This is a genomic window from Nocardioides islandensis (assembly GCF_015352455.1).
Lineage (GTDB): Bacteria > Actinomycetota > Actinomycetes > Propionibacteriales > Nocardioidaceae > Nocardioides > Nocardioides islandensis.
Map to the genome: position 1 here is coordinate 1 of NZ_JADKPN010000016.1, position 22,007 is coordinate 22,007.

The following is a 22,007-nucleotide window of genomic DNA, read 5'->3' on the forward strand; positions in this document are numbered from 1 at the left end:
CGAGCCGGGAGGCCGGCCACGGCCGAGCGTGTCGAGACCGAGGAACGCTCACCGGGTCTCGACACGGGCTCGCCCAGGGGCTCGCCCGGCTCGACCAGCATGACGAGAGGGCCGCGGTGGCTCCATGGTGGTCGAGCCGGGAGGCCGGCCACGGCCGAGCGTGTCGAGGCCGAGGAACGCTCACCGGGTCTCGACACGGGCTCGCCCAGGGGCTCGCCCGGCTCGATCAGCATGACGAGAGGGACGCCGAGCAGCATCAGCCGCTGGATGGGCATCGAGGTACCGCCCGGCGTCCCTGCAGGACGGGACTTCAGGCCCTGCTCGTGCCGCGCATCCGGTCCTAGCGTGGGTGGACGCAGGAGGACGCGATGGCCAGTTTCATGCGCAACACGGATGCCTTCGCTTGGGGCATGGAGGCTGATGCGCGGCTGCGCTCGACAGTCGTCAGCATCGTGGTGCTCGACCGATCGCCGGACTGGGCGGTGCTGGTCGACAGGTTCGAGCGAGTGGCCAGGTTGATGCCGATGTTCCGGCAGCGGGTCGTGCCCTCGCTGCCGCCCGCGCCGCCTCGCTGGGTCTACGACCGCGACTTCGACCTGCGTTACCACCTCCGTCGGGTGATGGCACCGCCCCCCGGGACGCTCGCGACCGTCCTGGAGATGGCGCGCCGGGCCGAGCTCGACGAGTTCGACCACGCCCGGCCGATGTGGAGCGTCACGCTGGTCGAGGGGCTCGCCGACGACGGCGCGGCGCTGGTGGTCAAGCTCCACCACTCGCTCGCCGACGGGATCGGCGCCCTCCAGATCGCCGAGCTCGTCTTCGACCACACGCCCGAACCCGCCGACCGCGGCCCGCTGCCGCCGGTGCCGGTCGCGAAGGAGCCCGGCCTGCTCGACACGCTGCGGCACACGCTCGGCTACGAGGCGGCCACCCTGGGCCACGCGGCGAAGCTCGCCGCGCAGGCCACCCCCTCCGCGATCCTCGGCGGCGTCCGGCACCCCCGGGCGACCGTGCGGGCGGTCACCGAGACCACGGCCTCGGTCTACCGCACCGTGCGGCCGATCAACGAGACCTCCTCGCCGATCATGCGGGACCGGCGGACTCGGCGCGAGCTCGGCGTGCACGAGGTCCCGCTCCTCGCGCTCAGGGAAGCGGCCCACCGCGGCGGCGGGACGCTCAACGACGCCTTCCTGGCCGGGATCACCGGAGGGATGCGGATCTACCACGAGCGACACGGCTCCACGGTCGAGGAGCTGAAGGTGACCATGCCGATCAGCATCCGCTCGCAGGGGGACGAGGTCGGCGGCAACCGGATCACCCTGATGCGCTTCGTCCTGCCGGTCTCCGACCCGGATCCCGCCGCCCGGATCAAGGAGACCCACCGCCGTGCCGGATCCATCCGCGCAGAGCGCTCACTGCCGTACACCCAGACCATCGCCGGCGGCCTGAACCTCCTTCCTCGGTGGTACATCGGCGCCATCCTGCGCCACGTCGACTTCCTGGCCAGCAACGTGCCGGGACTGCCCGTCCAGGTGTACCTCGCAGGGGCAGCGGTGCGGATGCAGTACGGCTTCGGGCCGACGATCGGCGCGAGTGTGAACATCACGCTGATGACCTACCGCGACACCTGCGCGATCGGCATCAACGCCGACAGCGCCGCGATCTCCGACTTCGAGGTCTTCCGCGAGTGCCTGGTCGCCGGCTTCGACGAGGTCCTCGCCCTTGCGGCCGACTCCGAACCCGCGCATCCCGGTAGGACCCCGCGCAAGCGCACTCCAGCACGCAAGTAGGAGATCGACCATGGGCAAGTCAGACGTCGACGTCCGGCCGGCGGCAGCAGCAGAGGCCGTGGCGAAGCACGAGCCACCTCCGTCACCGGCCACATCACCGGCCACACCTGCCGGCACCACTGACGAGAGACTCCACGAGGTCGATGTCGTCGTCGACCGCGCCGCCGAGGCCGCCCGAGCCTTCCGGCTGCTGGACCAGCAGCAGGTGGATGCCATCGTGGCGGCGATGGCCCGCGCGGGCATTCGTGCCGCAGCCGAGCTGGCCACCCTCGCCATCGAGGAGACCGGCTTCGGGGTCTTCGAGGACAAGGTGGTCAAGAACTACGTCGCGACGGAGTTCCTGTCCGACTACCTGCGCGACAAGCGGTCCGTGGGCGTGATCGAGGAGGACGTGGAGCGCAACATCGTCCGGGTGGCCGAGCCCATCGGCGTGCTGCTGGCCATCACGCCGGTGACGAACCCGACCTCGACCGTGCTCTACAAGGCGATCGTCGCGGCCAAGACCCGGAACGCCATCATCTTCCGACCATCTCCGTACGCCATCCGCTCGTGCGAGCGGAGCGTGGCCGTGCTGCGCGAGGCGGCGGAGGCGGTCGGCATGCCCCTCGGCGCGCTGCAGGTCGTCCCGGACGCCGCCCACGACGTGACCCACTACCTCTTCAAGCACCCCGGTGTGGACTTCATCTGGGTGACCGGCGGCCCGAAGATCGTGGCGCTCGCCAACGCCGCCGGGAAGCCCGGGCTCAGCGTCGGGCCCGGCAACGCACCGACGTACATCCACCACACCGCTGACATCCCGGGTGCCGTCGTCGACATCTTGATCTCCAAGACCTTCGATGCCTCGGTGATCTGCCCGGCGGAGCAGACCTGCATCGTGGACGACGAGGTGTACGACGAGGTGCAGGACGAGTTCCTGCGCATGGGCGCCCACCTGCTCACCGGGGAGCAGGTCGGCCAGCTGGTCCAGTTCGCGTTCGGCGACGGCGACAAGGTCAACATGGCGGCCCTCGGCCAGCCCGCCGCCGAGCTGGCCGCGCGCTCCGGGTTCAGCGTGCCGCCGCTGACCAAGATCCTGCTCGCGCCCCTGCCGGCCGACCTCGAGCAGCTCGCGTCCCATCCCCTGCTGCAGGAGAAGCTGATGCCGGTCCTCGGCCTGGTGCGATCGCCGGACGTCCCGCACGCGGTCCAGGTCGCCGTCCTGGTCACCGAGCACGGCGGTCTCGGGCACACCTCGGCGGTGTATGCCCGCGACGCCGCCGTCGTCGACCTCTTCGCCGCGAGCGTCCGCACCGGCCGGATCCTCGTCAACGCGCCGACCGCGGTCGGCGCCCTCGGCGGGGTGTACAACAACCTGACCCCCACATTCTCCCTCGGCTGCGGCACGTGGGGCGGGTCGGTCACGACCGAGAACGTCAACTACGAGCAGCTGCTCAACATCAAGACGGTCTCGCACCGGCGGACGCCCTCCCAGTGGTTCCGGGTGCCCTCCAACACGTTCTTCAACGCTGGGGCGCTGGACAACCTGCGCGACCTCGACTGCGAAGTCGCCGTCGTGGTGACCGATGCCGCCAACGAAGCCCGCGGCGTGACCGACATGGTCCGCTCCAAGCTGCGGACGAGTCACGTCCACGTGTTCAGCGAGGTGGTGCCGGAGCCCGACGAGGAGACGATCCGGCGCGGTGTCGCCATGCTCGAGAAGACCCAACCCGACCTGCTTGTCGCCGTCGGTGGCGGTTCGGTGCTCGACGCGGCCAAGGCCATGCGCCTGTTCTTCGAGCACCCGGACCGCAGGCTCGAGGACCTGACCGTCCCCTTCCTCGACCCGCGCAAGCGGATGGCGGACTTCCCGCGTGAGCCGCACACCGTCCGGCTGGTCGCCGTACCGACGACGTCCGGAACGGGCTCGGAGGTCTCGCCCGCCGCCGTGGTGACGGTCGGCGAGCGCAAGGAGACGCTCGTCGACTACTGCCTGGTGCCCGACGTGGCCATCGTCGACCCGCTGCTCACCTTGTCGATGCCCGAGTCCGTCACCCTCGACAGCGGCATCGATGCCCTGACCCACGCCCTCGAGGCAGTGGTGTCGATCTTCGCCTCGCCGTACACCGACGCCTTCTGCGTGCAGGCGGCGCGGCTGATCTTCGACGCGCTCCCGCGCGTGCTCGACGACCCGGCCGACCTGGCGGCGCGAACGGACATGGCCAACGCAGCGACCCTTGCCGGGCTCGCCTTCTCCAACGCCTTCGTGGGCACCAACCACGCGCTCGCCCACGCCGTGGGCGCTCGCTTCCACATCGCCCACGGTCGCGCCAACGGCGTGTTCCTGCCGCTCGTCCTGCGCTACAACGCCGAGCTCCCGACCAAGTTCATGCCGGCGCCGGGGTACTCGGCGTACATCGCTCCCCAGAAGTACGCCCAGCTCGGGCGGGTCGTCTTCGGGGGGTCGGATCCGGCGGAGAGCCGCCGCCGGCTGTTCGAGGGGGTCGAGGCCCTGCTCGACCGACTGGGCATGCCGCGGTCCCTCCAGGAACTGGGAGTCGACGAGCAGGAGTTCGAGCAGGCCCTGCCGACGCTGGCGATGACCGCGTTCCAGGACCTGAGCAACCGCACGAACCCGCGGATGCCCCTGCTCAAGGAGATCGTCGAGCTGTTGAGGACGGGGTTCGTAGGAGGACGCGTCGATGCCCACTGACAACGCCGTGCGCACCGTCGAGGTGCGGGCTGCCTTCGAGGACGTGCTGTCCACCATCCGTGACGTGGAGAGCCAGCCCGAGTGGATCCCGGAGATCCTCGAGGCCGAGCTGCTCGAGGTCTACGAGGACGACGGGCTGCCGGCGACCGCGCGGTTCAAGGCGTCGGCGACGGTCGGCACCGACCAGTACACGCTCTCCTACGACCACGGGGAGGACTGCATGAGCTGGACGATGGTGGAAGGCCGGCTGCAGACAGGGCAGGAAGGGCGCTACACCCTCGTGCCGCTCGGGCGCGACAAGACCGAGGTCACCTACGACCTCACCATCCACCACAACCTGCCACTGCCCGGGTTCGTCCGGCGCCGCGTGATCGGGGGCCTCGTCGACAGCACCCTGGGCGGCCTCAAGGCGCGCCTGGAGGCCTGATCCCTGCGGGTGGCGACGCCGGTCCGGGACCACGGGGTCTCGACACGGGCTCGCCCGGCGCGACCACCAGGGCGCCTCGATAGGGTTGGGCCATGCCCAACACGGGGTCGGAGCACGACCTGGTCCTCGTCGTGGACTTCGGGGCGCAGTACGCCCAGCTCATCGCCCGGCGCGTGCGCGAGGCGAACGTCTACTCCGAGATCGTGCCGCACACCATGCCGGTGGCCGAGATGCTCGCGCGCGGGCCGAAGGCGATCGTGCTGTCGGGCGGGCCGTCGTCGGTGTACGAGGAGGGGGCGCCGTCACTCGACGGTGCGCTGTTCGAGGGCGACGTCCCGGTGTTCGGGATGTGCTACGGCTTCCAGGTCATGGCCCAGGAGCTGGGCGGCACCGTCTCGCCGACAGGTGCCCGCGAGTACGGCCGCACCCCGGTGGACGTCGTCGAGGCGGGCACGCTGCTCGCCGGCGTACCGGAGCACCACAACGTCTGGATGTCCCACGGCGACTCGGTGACGGCGGCGCCCGAGGGCTTCACCCTGCTGGCGTCCACGCTCGGGACGCCGGTCGCGGCGTTCGAGGACGTGGCGCGCGGGTACGCCGGCGTGCAGTGGCACCCGGAGGTGCTGCACACCGAGCACGGGCAGAAGGTCCTCGAGCACTTCCTCCTCGACATCGCCGGCTGCCGGCCGACGTGGACGATGCTCAACATCGTCGACGAGCAGGTCGGGCGGATCCGCGAGCAGATCGGCGAAGGTCGCGCGATCTGCGCGCTGTCCGGCGGCGTGGACTCCGCTGTCGCCGCCGCGATCGTGCAGCGAGCCATCGGCGACCGGCTGACGTGCGTGTACGTCGACCACGGGATGATGCGGCTGGGCGAGACCGAGCAGGTGCGCTCCGACTTCGAGGCGGTCTTCGACACCCTCGACGTGGTGGACGCCGGCGACCAGTTCCTCGGTGCGCTGGAGGGGATCCACGACCCCGAGGAGAAGCGCAAGATCATCGGCCGCGAGTTCATCCGCACGTTCGAGGCCGCCGAGGCCCGCGTGTTCGGGGACGCGTCCGACGCCACCACGGCGTACCTCGTCCAGGGCACGCTCTACCCGGACGTCGTCGAGTCCGGCGGTGGGGCGGGCACGAGCAACATCAAGTCCCACCACAACGTCGGCGGCCTCCCGGACGACCTCCAGTTCGAGCTGGTCGAGCCGCTGCGCACCCTGTTCAAGGACGAGGTCCGCATGGTCGGCGAGCAGCTCGGCCTGCCGCCCACGATGGTGTGGCGCCAGCCGTTCCCCGGGCCCGGCCTCGGCATCCGGATCATCGGCGAGGTCACCCGCGAACGCCTGGACATCCTGCGCCAGGCCGACGCGATCGCGCGCGCCGAGCTGACCGCGGCCGGTCTCGACCGCGACATCTGGCAGTTCCCCGTCGTGCTGCTCGCCGACGTGCGTTCGGTCGGCGTCCAGGGCGACGGCCGCACGTACGGCCACCCGGTGGTCCTGCGGCCCGTCACCTCCGAGGACGCCATGACAGCCGACTGGGCCCGACTGCCCTACGACCTGCTCGAGAAGATCTCGACCCGCATCACCAACGAGGTGCGCGAGGTCAACCGGGTCACCGTCGACATCACCTCGAAGCCGCCCGGCACCATCGAGTGGGAGTAGGCCCTCCGAACTGTCGCCCTAAGGAACGCATGTGAGGACCAGGTCGCGCCTCGCCGCCGCCGACCCTGCCGGGCGGGTGCTCCTGTGGCTCGCGGCCGTGGCGGTCGCCTTCGCGGCGGCCGACACCTACGTGGTGGTTCTCGCGCTTCCGGAGATGATGGCCTCCGCCGGGCTGTCGGCCGAGGACCTCCAACGGGCGGCCCCCATCATCTCCGGCTTCATGCTCGGGTACGTCGCGGCGTTGCCGCTGGTCGGCCGGATCGCCGACCTACGTGGCCGCACCCCCGTCCTCGTCGGCTCGCTGGTGGTGTTCTCCCTCGGCTCCCTGGTGACCGCGGCGGCCTACGACCTGCCCTCGATGGTGGCCGGTCGCGTGCTCCAGGGCATCGGCGCTGGGGGACTGCTGCCGGCCACGCTGGCCCTGGTGGCCGACCTCTACCCTCCGCGCCGGCGTGGAGTCCCCCTCGGGGTGGTCAACGGCATCCAGGAGCTCGGCAACGTCGTGGGGCCGCTGTACGGCGCCGTCGTGCTCACGTTCGGCACGTGGCGCGACATCTTCCTCGTCAACCTCGCCGCCGGCTTGGTGCTCGCGGCGGTCATCCGGCGGGTCGCCGCGCACCACGGCGACCCAGCCCTACGGCCCCGCCTGCTTGCCCGCCGGGACTGGTTGGGGGTGCTGCTCGCCACCGCGGCCGTCAGCGGGCTCCTGCTGGTGATGGTGCAACCCTCCCGGCTCACCGGCGACGTGGATCTCGGGGTCGCGTTCCTCCCGGTCGCGGGTCAGAGCCGCTGGCTCTCCCCGCTGGGGATCGCGGTTGTCGTGCTCGCGCTGCTGCTTCTCGTGCGCTGCCTGACCGCGCGCTCGCCCCTGGTCGACGTGCCGTCGTGGCGGCCTCTCCTGCGCCAGGTCGACCTGCTCGGTGCCGGGCTGCTGGCCGCAGCGCTCGCCGGGGTGATCCTCGCCTTCGCGGCGACCGACCCCGAGGTGCAGGTGCTTGCGCCCGCCGGGCCCTGGCTGCTGCTGGGCGGCGCGCTGGCGGCCGCCGGCTTCTGGCGTCGCAACCGCGCGGTGAGCAACCCGCTGGTGCCGCCCGGAGCGCTGACGGCGACCCCGGCCTGGGGCGCGCTGGTCGTGAGCTTCTTCGTGGGCGCCGGCCTGATCGCCGCCCTGGTGGACATCCCGATCTTCGCGCGGATCACGATCTACGGCGACTCCCAGCTCGCGGCGGCGCTCGTGCTGGTGCGGTTCCTCGTCGGGCTGCCGGTCGGGGCCCTCGTCGGCGGCTGGCTGACCCACCGGGTCCCGGCCGGGGTGGTGACGGCCATCGGGATGGCGGCGAGCTGTGCCGCGTTTGCGTGGATGTCGCGGTGGGGGCTGGAGTCCCTGCGCAGCCCCGTGGCGACGGTGCCGCTGGTCCTGGGAGGGCTGGGAGTCGGTCTCGCCATGCCCCCGACGAACGCCGCGTTGCTCTCGGCCACCCGCTCCACCACCCACGGCGTGGCCAGCGCTCTGCTCGTGGTGGCGCGGACCGTCGGGAAGCTGGTGGGCATCAGCGCACTGACCACTATCGGGTTGCGCCGCTACTACGTGGCCCAGGCCGACATCCCGGCCGCCCAGGACGTCTGCCCCGGCGGCCGGACCCGCTGCGCGGAGTACGCGCTGATCCTGCGCGAAGCCGGCCTGGTCCAGCTGCACACGATCTTCCTGGGCGCCGCGGTCTGCTGCGCGGTCGCGGGGCTGGCCGCTCTCGTGGTCTTCCGTCACGCCGACACCCGCGACGTCGGCCACGGCCGTGAAAGGCTGGAGCCGTGAAGACGCGTGTCGTCAGGTGGTCGGGTGTCGCACTCGCTGTGTGGGCAGTGGCGGGGTGCAGCTCGCAGCCCGCCACCGAGGGTCGCAGCGTCGACGAGGTGCTCACCGCCGCGAAGGACAACTTCGACGAGGCGGCGAGCGTGCACCTGACCCTGGCGACCAGCTCCACCCCCTCCGGGGGCAACGGCGTGCTGGGTGCCGACGGCACCCTCACGCACCAGCCCGCCTTCAAGGGCATGGTGAGGGTGCTCCTCGGTGGCTTCAACGCCGAGGTGCCCGTCATCTCGGTCGACGGCGAGGTTCACGCCAAGCTCCCGCTGACCACGAGCTACCAGGTCATCGACCCGGCCGAGTACGGCGCTCCCGACCCCGCCGACTTCGCCGACCCGGACAGCGGGATCTCCGGACTGCTGGTGAAGCTGGAGGACCCCTCGCGCGGGGCTGCCATCCGGCAGGGCGACCAGGTGCTGACGACCTTCACAGGGACGTTGCTCGGGACCTACGTGGACCCGATCATCCCGAGCGCCGACGCGAAGGGCGTCTACGACACCGAGATCGGGATCAGCGAGGACGACCAGATCACAACCCTGCGGGTGACGGGCGAGTTCTTCTCGGGCGGCGGCGACGAGACCTACGACATGACCTTCGACGCCTACGGCGAGGCGGTCACGGTCACGGCTCCCTGAGGCGGCGACCGCGGCGGGTGGACGTCCGACCGTCCTTCGGGCTGCCCTTCGTCAGCGGAGAGCTAGGGACCCCCAACGCCTGGACCGCCTTCGCCGGTGCCCACGTGGGGATCGTCCTTGCCGCAGAGTGCACAGCGTCTGAAGCGCTGATGGTCCTCGTTGTACTCCCAGTGCCAGTGGTGCCGCAGGTTGAGCCGGCAGAGCAACGGAACCGGGGGCCTGTTTGGAGCTTCCTCCATGGTCGTCTCCTACCAGACTTCGCGCGTTCAGGGTACCAATGGCCGTCCGGAGTCTCGCCGGGCGTTCCAACGGCGCCTATGCGCGGGTGGGTGGCGGGGCACCCCCGACAGCGTCGCGGGCCTCCACGAAGGCTTGGACGCAGGCGATGATGTCGTCGGCGGAGTGCCCAGCGGAGATCTGAACCCTGATGCGGGCCTTGCCCAAGGGCACGACCGGGTAGGAGAACGGGATCACGTAGACGCCGCGTTCGAGAAGGGCCTCCGCGATGGCGACGGCGTCGTGGGCGTCCGGGAACATGACGGGGATGATGGCGTGCTCCCCGGGCAGCAGGTCGAACCCGGCAGCCTCCATCCGCTCGCGGAAGTCGCGAGCGTTGCGCCACAGCGTCAGGCGCTGCTCGGCGCCGCTCGCCACGAGATCGAGGGCGACGAGGGTGCCCGCGACCACGCACGGCGCGACGGCGTTGGAGAACAAGTAGGGACGTGCGCGCTGCCGCAGCAGCTCGACGATCTCGCGGTGAGCACTGATGTACCCGCCTGATGCGCCACCCAGGGCCTTGCCGAGGGTGCCCGAGAGGATGTCCACGCGGTCGCGCACGCCGAACAGCTCGGGTGTACCCGCGCCTGACGGTCCGACGAATCCGACGGCGTGCGAGTCGTCGACCATCACCAGCGCGTCGTAGCGCTCGGCCAGGTCACAGATCTCCTCGAGGGGCGCGAAGTAGCCGTCCATGGAGAACACACCGTCAGTCACGATGAGCCGACGCCGGGCGCCGGCTGCGGCCCGCAGCTGCTCCTCGAGGTCGGCCATGTCCCGATTGCGATAGCGCAGGCGCTGCGCCTTGCACAGCCGGATGCCGTCGATGATCGACGCGTGGTTGAGCTCGTCGGAGATGACGGCGTCCTCGGCACCGAGCAGCACCTCGAACACGCCGCCGTTGGCGTCGAAGCAGGATGGGAAGAGGATCGTGGCCTCGGTGCCGAGAAGTGCGGACAGCTTGTCCTCGAGCTCGACGTGCTGGCTCTGCGTGCCACAGATGAAGCGCACGCTGGCCATCCCGAAGCCCCAGGTGTCCAGAGCGGCCTGCGCTGCCGCGATGACCCGCTGGTCGTCGGCCAGCCCCAGGTAGTTGTTGGCGCAGAAGTTCAGGACGTCCTTGTCGCCCGTGCGCACGTGCGCCGACTGCGGTGTGGCCAGCTGACGCTCCGACTTGTAGAGCCCGGCGGCCTTGATCTCGGTGAGGGACTGTTCGAGCTCTGCACGAACGTTGGTGTAGATGGCCTACTCCTCGCTCCAGTCGATGATGACCTTGCCCCTGTCGCCACGGCGCGCTGTTGCGAACGCGTCCTCCCAGTGTGAGGACGGGAACCGGTCGGTGATGACGCCGGAGACGTCCAGGCCGGTGCTGACCATGGCGTTCATGGCGTACCAGGTCTCGAACATCTCGCGACCGTAGATGCCTTTGATCGTGATCATGTGAGTGATGACCTTGACCCAGTCGATGGTGACGGGCTGAGCCGGCAGCCCGAGCACCGCGACGCGCGCACCGTGGGTGAGGTTGTCCAGCATCTCGGGCAGAGCGTTGGGAGACCCGCTCATCTCGAGCCCGATGTCGAAGCCCTCCTTCATGCCGAGCACCCGTTGTGCCGAGGCGATCCGCTCGCTGGCGACGTTGACTGCGAGGTCCACGCCCATCTTCCTGGCGAGCTCGAGACGCTCCTCGTTCACGTCCGTGATCACGACGAACCGCGCGCCGACGTGGCGGGCGACCGCGGCTGCCATCAGCCCGATCGGTCCTGCCCCGGTGACGAGCACGTCCTCACCCACGAGGGGGAACGACAGTGCCGTGTGCACCGCGTTGCCCAGCGGATCGAAGATCGCAGCGAGCTCGAGGTCCATGCCGGCCGAGTGGCTCCACGCGTTGCCCTCGGGTATCACGACGAACTCGGCGAACGCGCCGTCCCGGTTGACGCCCACGCCCGAGGTGTGGATGCACAGGTGCCGGCGGCCCGCTCGGCAGTTCCGGCAGTGTCCGCAGACCACGTGCCCCTCTCCGGAGACCAGGTCGCCGACCCGCACCGTGGTCACCGCGCTGCCCACCTCGACGACCTCTCCGGAGAACTCGTGTCCGGGAACCAGGGGTGCGTTGATCTCGCCGGCCGCCCAGCTGTCCCACGCCTCGATGTGCAGGTCGGTCCCACAGATACCCGTGCGCGCGACCCGGATCTTCACGTCGTTGGGGCCGGCAACCGGCTCCGGGCGGTCCGTGAGGGTGAGGCCAGGTCCCGCAGCGCCCTTGAAGAGTGCCTTCACTGCCTCTCCTCCTGGGGGTGTGGTGCGTCTCGCGACGCATCTCCGGAAACAGTCGGACCCTACCGCTGGGCCGTGGCCTGCGGTCCTCAGTCGCTGAGCATGCGCTCGCTCGGATGGGCGTCCTGCCAGGCCGCCATGGACGTGTTCCAGTCATCGCCGTCCAGGGCGGTCAGGGAGGCCGGGAAGAGGCCGTCCTCCTCCTTGCTGATGTGCTCCTTGAGCTCCTCGAACGCCGTCCGCAGGTCCGCCTGGCCCTGCTTCACGGAGAGGTCGACATGGGCGAGGAAGTGCTCCAGCTCGCGGTGCTCTTCGACCAGGGGAGCGACGTACCGGGCGTACTCGTCGTCGCGCGCCGCCATCACCGTGAAGATCCCGTTCTCCTCGCCCGCCCAGTGGCGAGTGAGGGCCTCCCGTGCTTCGTGCACCCCAGCGACCGCGCGGTCGAGGTCGTCGACCGCGATCGCACGCAACGCCGAGTCCAACAGGTCGAGGACGTCGTCGTGCTCCGCGATGTAGTCGCGGATGAGCGGGACGGCTCGACAGCCGCAGTACTGGCACACAGGTCCTCCGCGTCCGGGCGACGTGGGTCGTCCGTCAGCCGCGCAAGGCGACCGTCAGGAGCACGACCGTGTCCTCGACCGCCTCGAGGGCGTGACGAGAGTCGGGGATGGGCATGAGATCGCCCGCCGAACCGTCCCAACGGTCCTCGCCCGCCACGAGGGTCACGCGTCCATGGAGGACCTGGAGCGTTGCCTCGCCCGGGCTCTCGTGCTCGTCGAGGGTCCCGCCGGCCCGCAGCGCGATCAGCGTCTGTCGCAGGGCGTGCTCGTGTCCGCCGTAGATCGTGTGGCCGCTTCGTCCGCTCGCCGCCGCCTTGGCCCTGTCCAAGTGCTGCGGCACGAGCTCGGTGAGTGACTCCTTGTGCACGTTGCCTCCTGATCGGTCGCAGTCACCTCGGTGAGGCACCTTGATCATCGCGCATGGTCGACGGCGAAGCAGTACGTCCATGGCGGCCGTCCTCGCCGACCGGTGTCCGACCCTGACGTTTCCCTGAAACCGCCAGCCGATCACCCGATCGGGTGATCCCGCGCAGTAACCTTCACCGCAGTTTCGAAGACCGAGATGCTGCACGGAGAGCTGGGGGTCGAGATGGCGCTGCTGCTGGAGGCGGTGCGGTCGCGGGTGCGCAAGGCGCTGATCGCCCGCAGCCCTGGCATCGACCTGAGCCGGCTGGACCGGGTGCCCGAGCGGCTCACCTGGCCCCTGAAGCGCGACGGCATGGAGCCGGTCGACCGGATCGGGAACCTCCGCGAGGACAAGGGGCCGGTGGCGAAGGTGGTCACCTTCCTCGGCACCGAGGTCTGGCTGGTCACGGGCGACGCGGAGTGCCGCGAGCTGCTCGCCGACCAGACGTCGTACTCCACCGACATCCGCCCCTACATGGGCAAGGCCGGCGGCGCTGACGGCGACATCGGCGGACTGGGCTTCACCGACCCACCCGACCACACCCGACTGCGCCGCCTGCTGACGCCGGAGTTCACGATGCGCCGGCTCGCGCGGCTCAAGCCCGGGATCGAGCGGATCATCGAGGACCAGCTCGACGAGACCGAGCGCCTCGGCGCCGGGGGCGCGGTCGTCGACCTGGCGCAGACGTTCGCGTTCCCGGTGCCGTTCCTGGTGATCTGCGAGCTGCTGGGGCTGCCGGTCGAGGAGCGCGAGAAGTTCCGCTCGATGGCCAGCGCCCGGTTCGACGTGACGGGCGGGGGCATCGGCACCGTCGGCGCGGTGGCCGGGTCGCGCCAGTTCCTCTTCGAGGAGACGGCCCGCCAGCGCCGCGAGCCAGGGCCCGGCCTGATCGGCCAGATCATCCGCGAGCACGGCGACGAGATCACCGACTTCGACCTGGCCGGGCTCGCCGACGGGGCGTTCACCGGCGGCCTGGAGACCAGCGCCTCGATGCTCGCCCTCGGCAGCGCCGTGCTGCTCGAGCGCCCCGAGCTCTGGCGGCTGTTGATCGAGGAGGACGAGAGCGCCGCGCCGATCGTGGACGAGCTGCTCCGCTACCTCGCCGTCGTCCAGATCTCCTTCCCGCGCTTCGCCAAGCAGGACGTCGTGCTCGCCGGCCAGCGGATCAAGAAGGGCGCGGTCGTCCTCGCCCACCTGCCCTCGGCCAACCGCGACCCACGAGCCTTCCACGCGGGCTTCGACCACGGCCGGGCCACGTCCTCGCACCTGGCGTTCGGGCACGGCTTCCACCGCTGCGTCGGCGCCGAGCTGGCCCGGATGGAGCTGCGCGCGGCGTACCCCGCCCTCGCCCGGCGCTTCCCCGGCCTGCGGCTCGCGGTGGACCCCTCCGAGCTCGCCTTCCACGACCGCTCGATCGTGTACGGCGTGGAGTCGTTGCCGGTCTACCTCGGCTAGGTCCCCGGGGCGTCCGCGGCCAACGGGCGGTCGGTGTGGTGGTCCTCGTGCGGGCGCAGGAAGAGGTCCCGCAGCAGCGCGATCTCGGCGCCGTGGTGGATCTGCTCGTCGACGAGCGCACGGACCTGGTCACCGGCGGCCATGGTGCGCTCCGGCAGGTGGCTCGGCCGCAGCTCGACGAGGTCGTCGTCGTTGGCGTCGGCCAGCCACTTGGTGACGGGCACCCGGCTGTCGTGCCACGCCGCGCGGGCCGAGTCGGCCGTGTGCGGAACCTCGAGGTCGGGGAACGTCAGCGTCGCGTCGCCGAACCCGTGGTTCCAGTAGAGCCGGTTGCCGGCCGTCAGGTGCACCAGGCGCCAGCCGATGGTGGTCAGCGGGGCGGGGTCCTCGGGCGCGAACTCGTACTCGTAGGACCAGCCGCCCACGTGCCGCTCGTCGCGGCGGATGTTCCAGCAGCCCGGCACCGGCTCCCAGAAGAACTCCTCGTCGGTCAGGCCGCGGCAGCGCTCGCGCAGCCGCCGCCCGGACTGCTCCCACAGCGCGAGCAGCACCCGCACGGCCGACGTCGGCTCCCCCATCCGCCCAGAGTAGGACGGCGGGGGAGCCGACGCACCGCCGATCTTCAGTGGGAGAGGATCTGCTCCTGCTGCGGCTCGGGCATCTCCCGCGGCGCGTCACCGCGGTCGAGCTTGCTCGGCCACCAGATCTTCCCGCCCAGGTCCAGGTTGAGCGCGGTGACCAGGACGGACCGGACGACCATCGTGTCGAGGATGACGCCCAGCGCCACCGCCGTGCCCATCTCCGCCAGGAACACCAGGGGCAGGGTGCCGAGCACCGCGAACGTCGCCGCCAGCACCAGTCCCGCGGACGTGATCACCCCGCCCGTGGCCGACAGGGCGACGAGGGAGCCCTCGCGAGTGCCCCGTGTCTGGGTCTCCTCCCGCACCCGGGTCATCAGGAAGATGTTGTAGTCGATGCCGAGTGCCACGAGGAAGACGAACACGAACAAGGGGAACGACGCGTCGGCGTGGTTGAAGCCGTTGCCGTGGTCGATCAGCCGTGTGTAGACCTGCTGGAAGATGATCGTCGAGACGCCCAGGGCCGTGCCGAAGGACAAGATCACCGTCGCGATCAGCAGCAGCGGAGAGATCAGCGCCCTCAGCAGCACCATCAGGATCAGCATCACGACCAGGAGCACCACCGGGATGATGACGAGGTTGTCCCGGTGGGATGCGGTCTGGATGTCGAGGTAGATCGCCGAGGTGCCGCCGACGAGTGCGTCGGCCCCGTCGACCTGGTGCACGGCGTCACGCACCTGCTTGACCAGCTCGAACGCAGCTGGTGAGGCAGGGTCGTCGGGGACGGTCGCCGTGATCAGGGCGATGCCGCCCACGGGCGGGGTGGACGTGTCGGGTTCGCCCAGTCCGGGCACGGACGCGACGGCGTCCGCGACCGCCTGCTGCTGGTCGGCGTTGGCGATGACCTGGATCGGGTTCGAGGTGTCGACGAGCCCGTGCTCGGTCAGCAGCGACTGACCCTTGAGGCTGTCGAACTCCTTGGTGTACTGGTCGTCGGTGTTGAGCCCGGACGTGTCCAGCTGGAGCATGCCGAGGCAGGCGACTCCCAGCACGATGGCGGTCCCGACCCAGACGCGGCGGGGGCGCGGTGCGATGCGGCGGCCGACGCGGGACCAGAAGCCCGTTGACGTGGGCTCCGGCGAGCCGAACGTCGGGCGCTTGGGCCAGAAGATCCAGCGCCCGGTGATCACCAGCAGCGCGGGCAGCAGCGTGACCATCACGGCCAGCGTGACGACGACACCGATCGCCAGCACCGGCCCCAGGCCGGCGGTGGAGTTCATCTCCGCGAGGGTGAGGCAGAGCATGCCGATCGCGACCGTGGCCGCGCTCGCGATGATGGCGGGCGAGGCGCGGTGCAGGGCGAAGGCCATCGCCTCGTGCCGGTCCTCGTGGCGGCGCAGCTCCTCGCGGTAGCGGGCCACCAGGAGCAGGGCGTAGTCGGTGCCCGCTCCGACGACGAGCACGGTCAGGATGCCCTGGCTCTGCCCGTTGACGGTGAGGCCGAAGTTCTTAGCCAGGAAGTAGATGACGGCCTCGCTGGTGAACAGCGCGAACATCGCCGAGAGGATCGGCAGCACCCACAGCACCGGACTCCGGTAGGTGAAGAGCAGGATCACGATCACCACGACGAGGGCCGAGTAGAGCAGCGTGCCGTCGATGCCGGCGAAGGCCTCGGCCGAGTCGGCCGCCTGCCCGCCCGGCCCCGCGATGTGCACGGTGACCCCGTCGATGGCCGCGATCTCGCGGATCTTGTCGGCGGTGTCGGGCAGGTCGTTCCAGCCGTTCTTGCCGAAGTTGTAGGTCACGACGGTCTGGGCGACGGCGCCGTCCTCGGAGGGGATGGGTCCGACGACCTCGCCCTGGACGCCGTCCATGGCCTGGATGTCGGCCACCTGGGACTGGATCGCGGCCATGTCGTCCTGCGTCAGCCCGCCGTCGCGGTAGTAGACGACCACGGTCGGGATGTTGTTCTCGTCCTGTCCCGGGAGGGTGGTGAGCTTGTCGAGAGCCTTGGTGGACTCAGCGCTCGACGGCAGCCAGGAGGCGGCCTCGTTGTTCTGGACGTCGGTGAGCTTGGCGGCGAAGCCGCTCGAGATGACGACGATGACGATCCAGGCCGCAAAGACGAGCCACTTGGTGACACGGCCGGTGAGCTTGCCGGCGATCTGACGATGCATGGGAGAACTCCATCACGGGGCGGGGACAAGGTTCATCGGGTTTACCCCTGAGCAGACCCTGAGAGCGTGATGCACTCATCGCTGCCGGGGCAACCTTGCTGGAACGACGAACGAGATGCCCTGGATGTGACATCAGCCGAATCGTAGGGATCACAGACCCAGGGACCGGCCGATGATCTCCTTCTGGATCTCGGTCGTGCCGCCGTAGATGGTCTGGACCCGGCTGTTCACCCAGGCGCGGGCGATGGGGTACTCGAGCATGTAGCCGTACCCGCCGTGCATCTGCACGCCGCGGTCGACGAGCTTGTTCTGGAGCTCGGTCACCCAGTACTTGGCCATCGACGCGGTGGCGGTGTCCAGCTCGCCGCGGACGTGCTTGGCGAGGCAGTCGTCGACGAACACCCGCGCGATGCGCGCCTCGGTGGCCATCTCGGCGACGGTGAAGCGGTTGTGCTGGAACTTCCCGATCGGCCGGCCGAACGCCGTGCGCTCGCGGGCGTACCTGAGCGTCTCCTCGACCACCACCTCGCACGCCATGGCCGACGACACCGCGATCGAGAGCCGTTCCTGCGGGAGGTTGGTCATCAGGTGCACGAACCCCTGGCCCTCCTCGCCGAGAAGGTTGGCCTTGGGCACCCGCACGTCGCTGAAGAACAGCTCGGCGGTGTCCTGGGCGTGCTGGCCGACCTTGTCGAGGTTCCGGCCGCGCTCGAAGCCCTCCATGCCCCGCTCGACGACGAGCAGGGAGATGCCCTGGTGCCCGGCGTCCGGGTCCGTGCGGGCCACCACGACGACCAGGTCGGCCAGGATGCCGTTGGAGATGAACGTCTTCTGGCCGTTGAGGACGTAGTGGTCGCCGGCGTCGACCGCCGACGTCCGGATCCCCTGCAGGTCGGACCCCGCGCCCGGCTCGCTCATCGCGATCGCGGCGATCGTCTCCCCGGAGCAGAGCCCCGGGAACCAGCGCTCCTTCTGCTCCTCGGAGGCGGCGGCCACCAGGTACGGCGCGATCATGTCGTTGAACAGCGGGTACGCCGCCCCGTAGACGCCGCGGCGCGTCATCTCCTCGCCGATGACGGCGTTGTAGCGGAAGTCGGGCGTGCCTCCGCCGCCGTACCGCTCGTCGAGCTGGAGCCCGAGCAGCCCGTGGGCCCCGGCCTTGGCCCAGACGTCACGGTCGACGACGCCGTCCTTCTCCCACTGGTCGTGGAAGGGCACGACCTCCTTGTCCAGGAAGGCGCCGACGGTCTCGCGGAAGGCCTCGTGCTCGGGGTCGAAGATCGCCCTGGCTGTCCGGTCGCCCATCCCTGCATCGTGACAGTGGAACTGTCACGGTGCAAGGCGCACCAGGGCGGGTGACACGATGGGTGCCGATGGCCGATCTCCTATCGCACCTGCTGCCGGGGGACAACCCTCAGGCGTACATCCCGGGTGACCGCCGTCGCGCGCTCGCGCGCGGGGAGGAGCTGCCCGGCAGGAGCCGCGGCTCGGCCGTGTTCGTGGACATCTCCGGCTTCACGCCGCTGACCGAGGCGCTGGCACGAGAGCTCGGCGGCCGACGCGGCGCGGAGGTGCTGTCGGCCACCCTGGACCGGATCTTCAGCGCGCTGATGGAGCCGCTGCACGTGTGGTCGGGCAGCGTCGTGTACTTCAGCGGCGACGCGGTCACGGCGTGGATCGACGAGGACGACGGCACCCGCGCCGTGGAGTGCGGTCTGGTGATGCAGCAGGTGATGCAGCAGGTCGGGGTGGTCCAGACCCCGGGCGGGATCCCGATCACGCTCGGCGTGAAGATCGCGGTGGCGGTGGGCGAGGTCCACCGCTTCGTCGTCGGCGACCCGAGGGTCCAGCTCATCGACGTCATGGCCGGGACGCTGATGGACTCGCTGGCGGCCGCCGAGCAGCAGTCCCGACCCGGCGAGGTCGTGCTCGACGCCGGCGCGATCGCATCGGTGGGTGACCGCGTCCTGCTGAGCGAGGTCCGGCCCGGCGAGCTGGGCGAGGTCGGCGTGGTCGACGCCCTGGTGGACCACCTCGTCCCGCCGGACTCGGACCCCCGCTGGCCGCAGCTGCCCGAGGAGATCGCGCGTCAGTGGGTGCTGCCGCCGGTGTGGGAGCGGATGGTCGCCGGGCGGGGCGAGTTCGTCTCCGACCTGCGGCCCGCGGTGCCGATCTTCGTGCGCTTCGGCGGGCTGGACTTCGAGCGCGACCCTCAGGCCCCGCAGGTCCTCGACGACTTCGTGACCAGGGCCGAGCTGGCCCTCGACGAGCTGGGTGGCTACGTCCTGCAGCTCACCATCGGCGACAAGGGTGCCTACCTGTACGCCGTGTTCGGCTCGCCGATCGCCCACGAGGACGACGCGGAGCGCGCCTGCGAGGCGGCGCTGCGGCTGCTGGAGATCTCCGACGAGGTCCCGGTCACCGACGTCCAGGTCGGCGTGGCGACCGGCCGGCTGCGCAGCGGGACCTACGGGCACCCGGAGCGACGTACCTTCTGCTGCCTCGGCGACGCGGTGAACCTGGCCGCGCGCCTGATGACGCGCGCGCCGGCGGACGGCATCTGGGTGCACGGGGACGTGGCCGAGGCCGCCGACGACGCGTTCGAGTGGGAGGAGCTGCCACCCGTCACCGTGAAGGGGCGCGAGCAGCAGGTCCCGGTACGCCGCCTGCTCGGCCGCGCCTCCCGACGACGCGCGTCGTCGCAGACCCTCACCGTGCTGGTCGGCCGCGAGGCCGAGCTGGACCGGCTGCGCGACCTCTGGAGCACCGCCGAGGACGGGCACGGGCAGGTCGTGGTCGTCCAGGCCGAGGCCGGCGCCGGCAAGTCCCGGCTCGTCGGCGGCCTGGTCGCCGAGCTGGTGGAGGACGGGGTTCCGTTCGCCGGTGGCGAGGCGACGCCGCACGCCACCCAGGCGTCGTACACCGCCTGGCGCGGCGTGTGGGCCGACCTGCTGGGCCTGGACGAGTCGTCCTCCCCGGACGACGTCGTCCAGGCGGTGGCCCGGCTGGACGCCGGGCTGGTCGGCCGCGCGCCGCTGCTCGGGCCCGTGCTGGGCCTGACGCTGCCCGACAGCGACCTGACCGCGACGTTCGACGGCGAGCTCCGCAAGACCTCGCTCGAGGACCTGCTCGGCCGGTTGCTCTCCGCGCTGGCCGAGGAGGCGGCCGGGCTGGTGATCGTCGTGGAGGACGCGCACTGGCTCGACCCGCTCTCCCGCGACGTGCTGGAGGCGGTGTCGCGCACCGTCGTCCGGTCGCCGGTGCTGCTGATGGTCACCAGCCGGCCCGACGGCACCCCCTTGGCCGGCCTCCCGCTGGGCCGCGGCAGCCACGTCACCGACCTGGTCCTCGAGCCGTTGGACCCCGAGGCCTCGACCGCCCTGGCCCGCGAGCGGTACGTCGCGCTGGCCGGCCGGCCCCCGGCGCCGGAGGTCCTGCAGACGATCGTCGGCCGCGCCGAGGGCAACGCCTTCTACCTCGAGCAGCTGGTCGACTACGTGCTCGCGCACGCCGCACGCGTCGAGGGCCGGGCGGACGGACGTGTCGACCCGGACGCCCTGGAGCTGCCGCCCAGCCTGCACAGCCTGGTGCTCAGCCGCATCGACGCCCAGCCCGAGGGCCCGCGCCGGGCCGTCGGCGTGGCCAGCGTGATCGGGCGGGCCTTCCGGTCGCCGCTCGTGGCCGCGGCGTATCCCGACCTCGGTCCGGAACCGCAGGTCCACGGCGACCTGGTGACCCTCGCCACGACGCGCCTGATCGACCTGGAGGACCCCCAGGACAAGGCGTTCGCGTTCGGCCACGCGGTGACCCGCGACGTCGCCTACGACTCGCTGCCGTTCAGCGTGCGCTCCCTGCTCCACGGCCGGGTCGGCGGCGTGCTCGAGGCCGAGCCGGACGGACCGCGGCGGCACCTGGACCTGCTGGCCTACCACTACTCGCGCAGCGACGACCTGGACAAGAAGCGTCTGTACCTGAGCGTCGCGGCGTCGGCGGCCAGGGCGGCGTACGCCAACGAGGCGGCCATCTCCTACCTCGAGCAGCTGCTGCCGCTGGTCGAGGCCGACGACCGCAACGAGGTGCTGCTCCAGCTGGCCGAGTCGCTGGAGGTCGGCGGCAACTGGGCCGGTGCCGAGGACGCCGTCACCCAGGCGCGCGCCGCGGCCGAGGAGGTCGCCGACGAGGCGGGCGTGGCCCGGGCACGGACGGCGCAGGCCGAGCTGGCGCGCAAGCAGGGCAGGTACGTCGAGGCCGAGAGCGAGCTGGCCGCGGCCGAGGCGGCGTTCACCGACGTCGGCGACGAGGCCGGCCGCGCCCGGGTGCTGCACCTGCGCGGAACCCTCGCCTCGCAGCAGGGGCACCCGGACCAGGCGCGTGCGGCGTACGAGTCGAGCCTCGCCCTCCGCGAGGCCCTCGGCGACGAGGCCGGCGTGGCCGCGCTGCTCACCAACCTCGCCCTGGTCGCCGAGGACGAGGGGGACCTGGAGGAGGCCGAGCGGCTGGGCGAGGAGGGGCTGGCCCGCCGCCGCGCGCTCGACGACCGCCGGGCGGTCAGCGTCTCGCTCACCAACATGGGCATGCTCGCCCAGGCGCGTGGTGACCTGGCGCTCGCCGTGGACCGGTTCGTCGAGGCGCAGGCGCTCGCCGACGAGGTCGGCGACCCGTGGGTGGTGGCCGTGGGTCGCCACAACCTGGGCAACGCGACCCGCGACCTCGGCGACCTCGACGCCGCGGCCGGCCACTTCGCCGCGGCTCTGGGCGCGTACGACGAGCGCGACGACCGTTGGTCCCTCGCCCACCTCTTCGAGGACGTCGCGCTCTGGCTGCTGGCCCGCGGTCCCGAGGGCGACGCGGAGGCCGTCTCGCTGCTGGCCACCGCCGAGCAGCTGCGCGAGGAGATCGGTGCCCCGCGCTTCCCGCCCACCGAGGCCGCGCTGGCCGAGGCCCTCGCCCCGGCCCGGGAGCGGACCCCGGCCGACGTCCTCGACCGGGCGGCGGCCACCGGGCGTACGGCGGCGCTGGACCTGACCGTCCGGCGTGCCGCTCTGTTGCTCGGAAGTGACTGACCGGTAACGATTTCCTGCGTTTCACCGGTCCAGAACTGTCGGATCACGAACAGTTCTGCGTCACTTCCCTCAGGTATCGTGCAAACGCTTTCTCTCGGGGACTCGCCTGCTCGGGCGTGTCTGCGTGCGAGCCAGGGGGGCTTGAGGGA

Annotated in this window: 16 protein-coding genes; 8 read left to right on the forward strand and 8 right to left on the reverse strand. The window is 71.1% G+C overall.

What is annotated here, in order from left to right:
- Positions 1–275: hypothetical protein (locus ISU07_RS24270; protein ID WP_228522304.1), on the reverse strand; the 275-nt coding region annotated here is incomplete at its 3' end.
- Between the two features lie 105 nt (positions 276–380).
- On the opposite strand from ISU07_RS24270, the gene ISU07_RS20385 reads away from it, so the two are divergent.
- From ISU07_RS20385 to ISU07_RS20410, 6 genes are all read left to right on the forward strand, one after another.
- Positions 381–1,790 (forward strand): wax ester/triacylglycerol synthase domain-containing protein, encoded by a 1,410-nt coding sequence (locus tag ISU07_RS20385; protein ID WP_228522313.1) that lies wholly within the window; start codon positions 381–383, stop codon positions 1,788–1,790.
- Between the two features lie 10 nt (positions 1,791–1,800).
- Positions 1,801–4,479: a bifunctional acetaldehyde-CoA/alcohol dehydrogenase gene (adhE, locus tag ISU07_RS20390; protein ID WP_194708682.1), complete on the forward strand. Its 2,679-nt coding sequence runs from the start codon at positions 1,801–1,803 to the stop codon at positions 4,477–4,479.
- Positions 4,469–4,906 carry an SRPBCC family protein gene (locus tag ISU07_RS20395; RefSeq protein WP_194708683.1) on the forward strand — a complete coding sequence of 146 codons (438 nt, stop codon included), beginning with the start codon at positions 4,469–4,471 and terminating at the stop codon, positions 4,904–4,906. Before adhE ends, ISU07_RS20395 begins: the two co-directional genes overlap by 11 nt.
- A 92-nt stretch (positions 4,907–4,998) precedes the next feature.
- Positions 4,999–6,567: a glutamine-hydrolyzing GMP synthase gene (gene guaA / locus ISU07_RS20400; protein ID WP_194708684.1), complete on the forward strand. Its 1,569-nt coding sequence runs from the start codon at positions 4,999–5,001 to the stop codon at positions 6,565–6,567.
- A 31-nt stretch (positions 6,568–6,598) separates the two neighbouring features.
- Positions 6,599–8,380 carry an MFS transporter gene (locus ISU07_RS20405; RefSeq protein WP_194708685.1) on the forward strand — a complete coding sequence of 594 codons (1,782 nt, stop codon included), beginning with the start codon at positions 6,599–6,601 and terminating at the stop codon, positions 8,378–8,380.
- Positions 8,377–9,066 carry an LppX_LprAFG lipoprotein gene (locus tag ISU07_RS20410; RefSeq protein WP_194708686.1) on the forward strand — a complete coding sequence of 230 codons (690 nt, stop codon included), beginning with the start codon at positions 8,377–8,379 and terminating at the stop codon, positions 9,064–9,066. Before ISU07_RS20405 ends, ISU07_RS20410 begins: the two co-directional genes overlap by 4 nt.
- A gap of 315 nt (positions 9,067–9,381) precedes the next feature.
- Here ISU07_RS20410 and ISU07_RS20415 read toward each other — a convergent pair whose 3' ends face one another.
- From ISU07_RS20415 to ISU07_RS20430, 4 genes are all read right to left on the reverse strand, one after another.
- A complete protein-coding gene (locus ISU07_RS20415) occupies positions 9,382–10,584 on the reverse strand; it encodes a glycine C-acetyltransferase (RefSeq protein WP_194708775.1) in 1,203 nt (400 codons plus the stop codon).
- Between the two features lie 3 nt (positions 10,585–10,587).
- Positions 10,588–11,619 (reverse strand): L-threonine 3-dehydrogenase, encoded by a 1,032-nt coding sequence (tdh, locus tag ISU07_RS20420; protein ID WP_194708687.1) that lies wholly within the window; start codon positions 11,617–11,619, stop codon positions 10,588–10,590.
- A gap of 86 nt (positions 11,620–11,705) precedes the next feature.
- On the reverse strand, positions 11,706–12,179 hold the full coding sequence (locus ISU07_RS20425) for a hemerythrin domain-containing protein (RefSeq protein ID WP_194708688.1): 474 nt from the start codon (positions 12,177–12,179) through the stop codon (positions 11,706–11,708).
- Between the two features lie 34 nt (positions 12,180–12,213).
- Positions 12,214–12,546, reverse strand: coding sequence for a cupin domain-containing protein (locus ISU07_RS20430; RefSeq protein WP_194708689.1), 333 nt, complete (start codon positions 12,544–12,546; stop codon positions 12,214–12,216).
- A 195-nt stretch (positions 12,547–12,741) separates the two neighbouring features.
- On the opposite strand from ISU07_RS20430, the gene ISU07_RS20435 reads away from it, so the two are divergent.
- Positions 12,742–14,040, forward strand: coding sequence for a cytochrome P450 (locus tag ISU07_RS20435; RefSeq protein ID WP_228522305.1), 1,299 nt, complete (start codon positions 12,742–12,744; stop codon positions 14,038–14,040).
- Here the strand turns inward: ISU07_RS20435 and ISU07_RS20440 are convergent.
- The 3 genes from ISU07_RS20440 to ISU07_RS20450 all read right to left on the reverse strand — a co-directional run bounded on the left by ISU07_RS20440 (position 14,037) and on the right by ISU07_RS20450 (position 18,100).
- Complete coding sequence (locus ISU07_RS20440) at positions 14,037–14,618, reverse strand: DinB family protein (RefSeq protein WP_194708690.1); 582 nt, start codon at positions 14,616–14,618, stop codon at positions 14,037–14,039. The two genes, ISU07_RS20435 and ISU07_RS20440, sit on opposite strands and share 4 nt — an antisense overlap.
- Before the next feature lie 44 nt (positions 14,619–14,662).
- Complete coding sequence (locus ISU07_RS20445; protein ID WP_194708691.1) at positions 14,663–16,795, reverse strand: MMPL family transporter; 2,133 nt, start codon at positions 16,793–16,795, stop codon at positions 14,663–14,665.
- A gap of 150 nt (positions 16,796–16,945) precedes the next feature.
- Positions 16,946–18,100, reverse strand: a complete 1,155-nt coding sequence (locus tag ISU07_RS20450; RefSeq protein WP_194708692.1) for an acyl-CoA dehydrogenase family protein — start codon at positions 18,098–18,100, stop codon at positions 16,946–16,948.
- A 68-nt stretch (positions 18,101–18,168) separates the two neighbouring features.
- On the opposite strand from ISU07_RS20450, the gene ISU07_RS20455 reads away from it, so the two are divergent.
- Entirely contained in the window at positions 18,169–21,858 is a 3,690-nt protein-coding gene (locus tag ISU07_RS20455) for an AAA family ATPase (RefSeq protein ID WP_194708693.1), read from the forward strand.
- The last annotated feature ends 149 nt before the right edge of the window (positions 21,859–22,007 follow it).

What these genes read in the sequence shown, in the direction of transcription:
- adhE (WP_194708682.1), top strand. Translation starts at nt 1,801, where the DNA reads ATGGGCAAGTCAGACGTCGACGTCCGGCCGGCGGCAGCAGCAGAGGCC.
- ISU07_RS20450 (WP_194708692.1), bottom strand. Translation starts at nt 18,100, where the DNA reads ATGGGCGACCGGACAGCCAGGGCGATCTTCGACCCCGAGCACGAGGCC.
- ISU07_RS20395 (WP_194708683.1), top strand. Translation starts at nt 4,469, where the DNA reads ATGCCCACTGACAACGCCGTGCGCACCGTCGAGGTGCGGGCTGCCTTC.
- ISU07_RS20385 (WP_228522313.1), top strand. Translation starts at nt 381, where the DNA reads ATGCGCAACACGGATGCCTTCGCTTGGGGCATGGAGGCTGATGCGCGG.
- ISU07_RS20440 (WP_194708690.1), bottom strand. Translation starts at nt 14,618, where the DNA reads ATGGGGGAGCCGACGTCGGCCGTGCGGGTGCTGCTCGCGCTGTGGGAG.
- ISU07_RS20455 (WP_194708693.1), top strand. Translation starts at nt 18,169, where the DNA reads ATGGCCGATCTCCTATCGCACCTGCTGCCGGGGGACAACCCTCAGGCG.
- guaA (WP_194708684.1), top strand. Translation starts at nt 4,999, where the DNA reads ATGCCCAACACGGGGTCGGAGCACGACCTGGTCCTCGTCGTGGACTTC.
- ISU07_RS20435 (WP_228522305.1), top strand. Translation starts at nt 12,742, where the DNA reads ATGCTGCACGGAGAGCTGGGGGTCGAGATGGCGCTGCTGCTGGAGGCG.
- ISU07_RS20445 (WP_194708691.1), bottom strand. Translation starts at nt 16,795, where the DNA reads ATGCATCGTCAGATCGCCGGCAAGCTCACCGGCCGTGTCACCAAGTGG.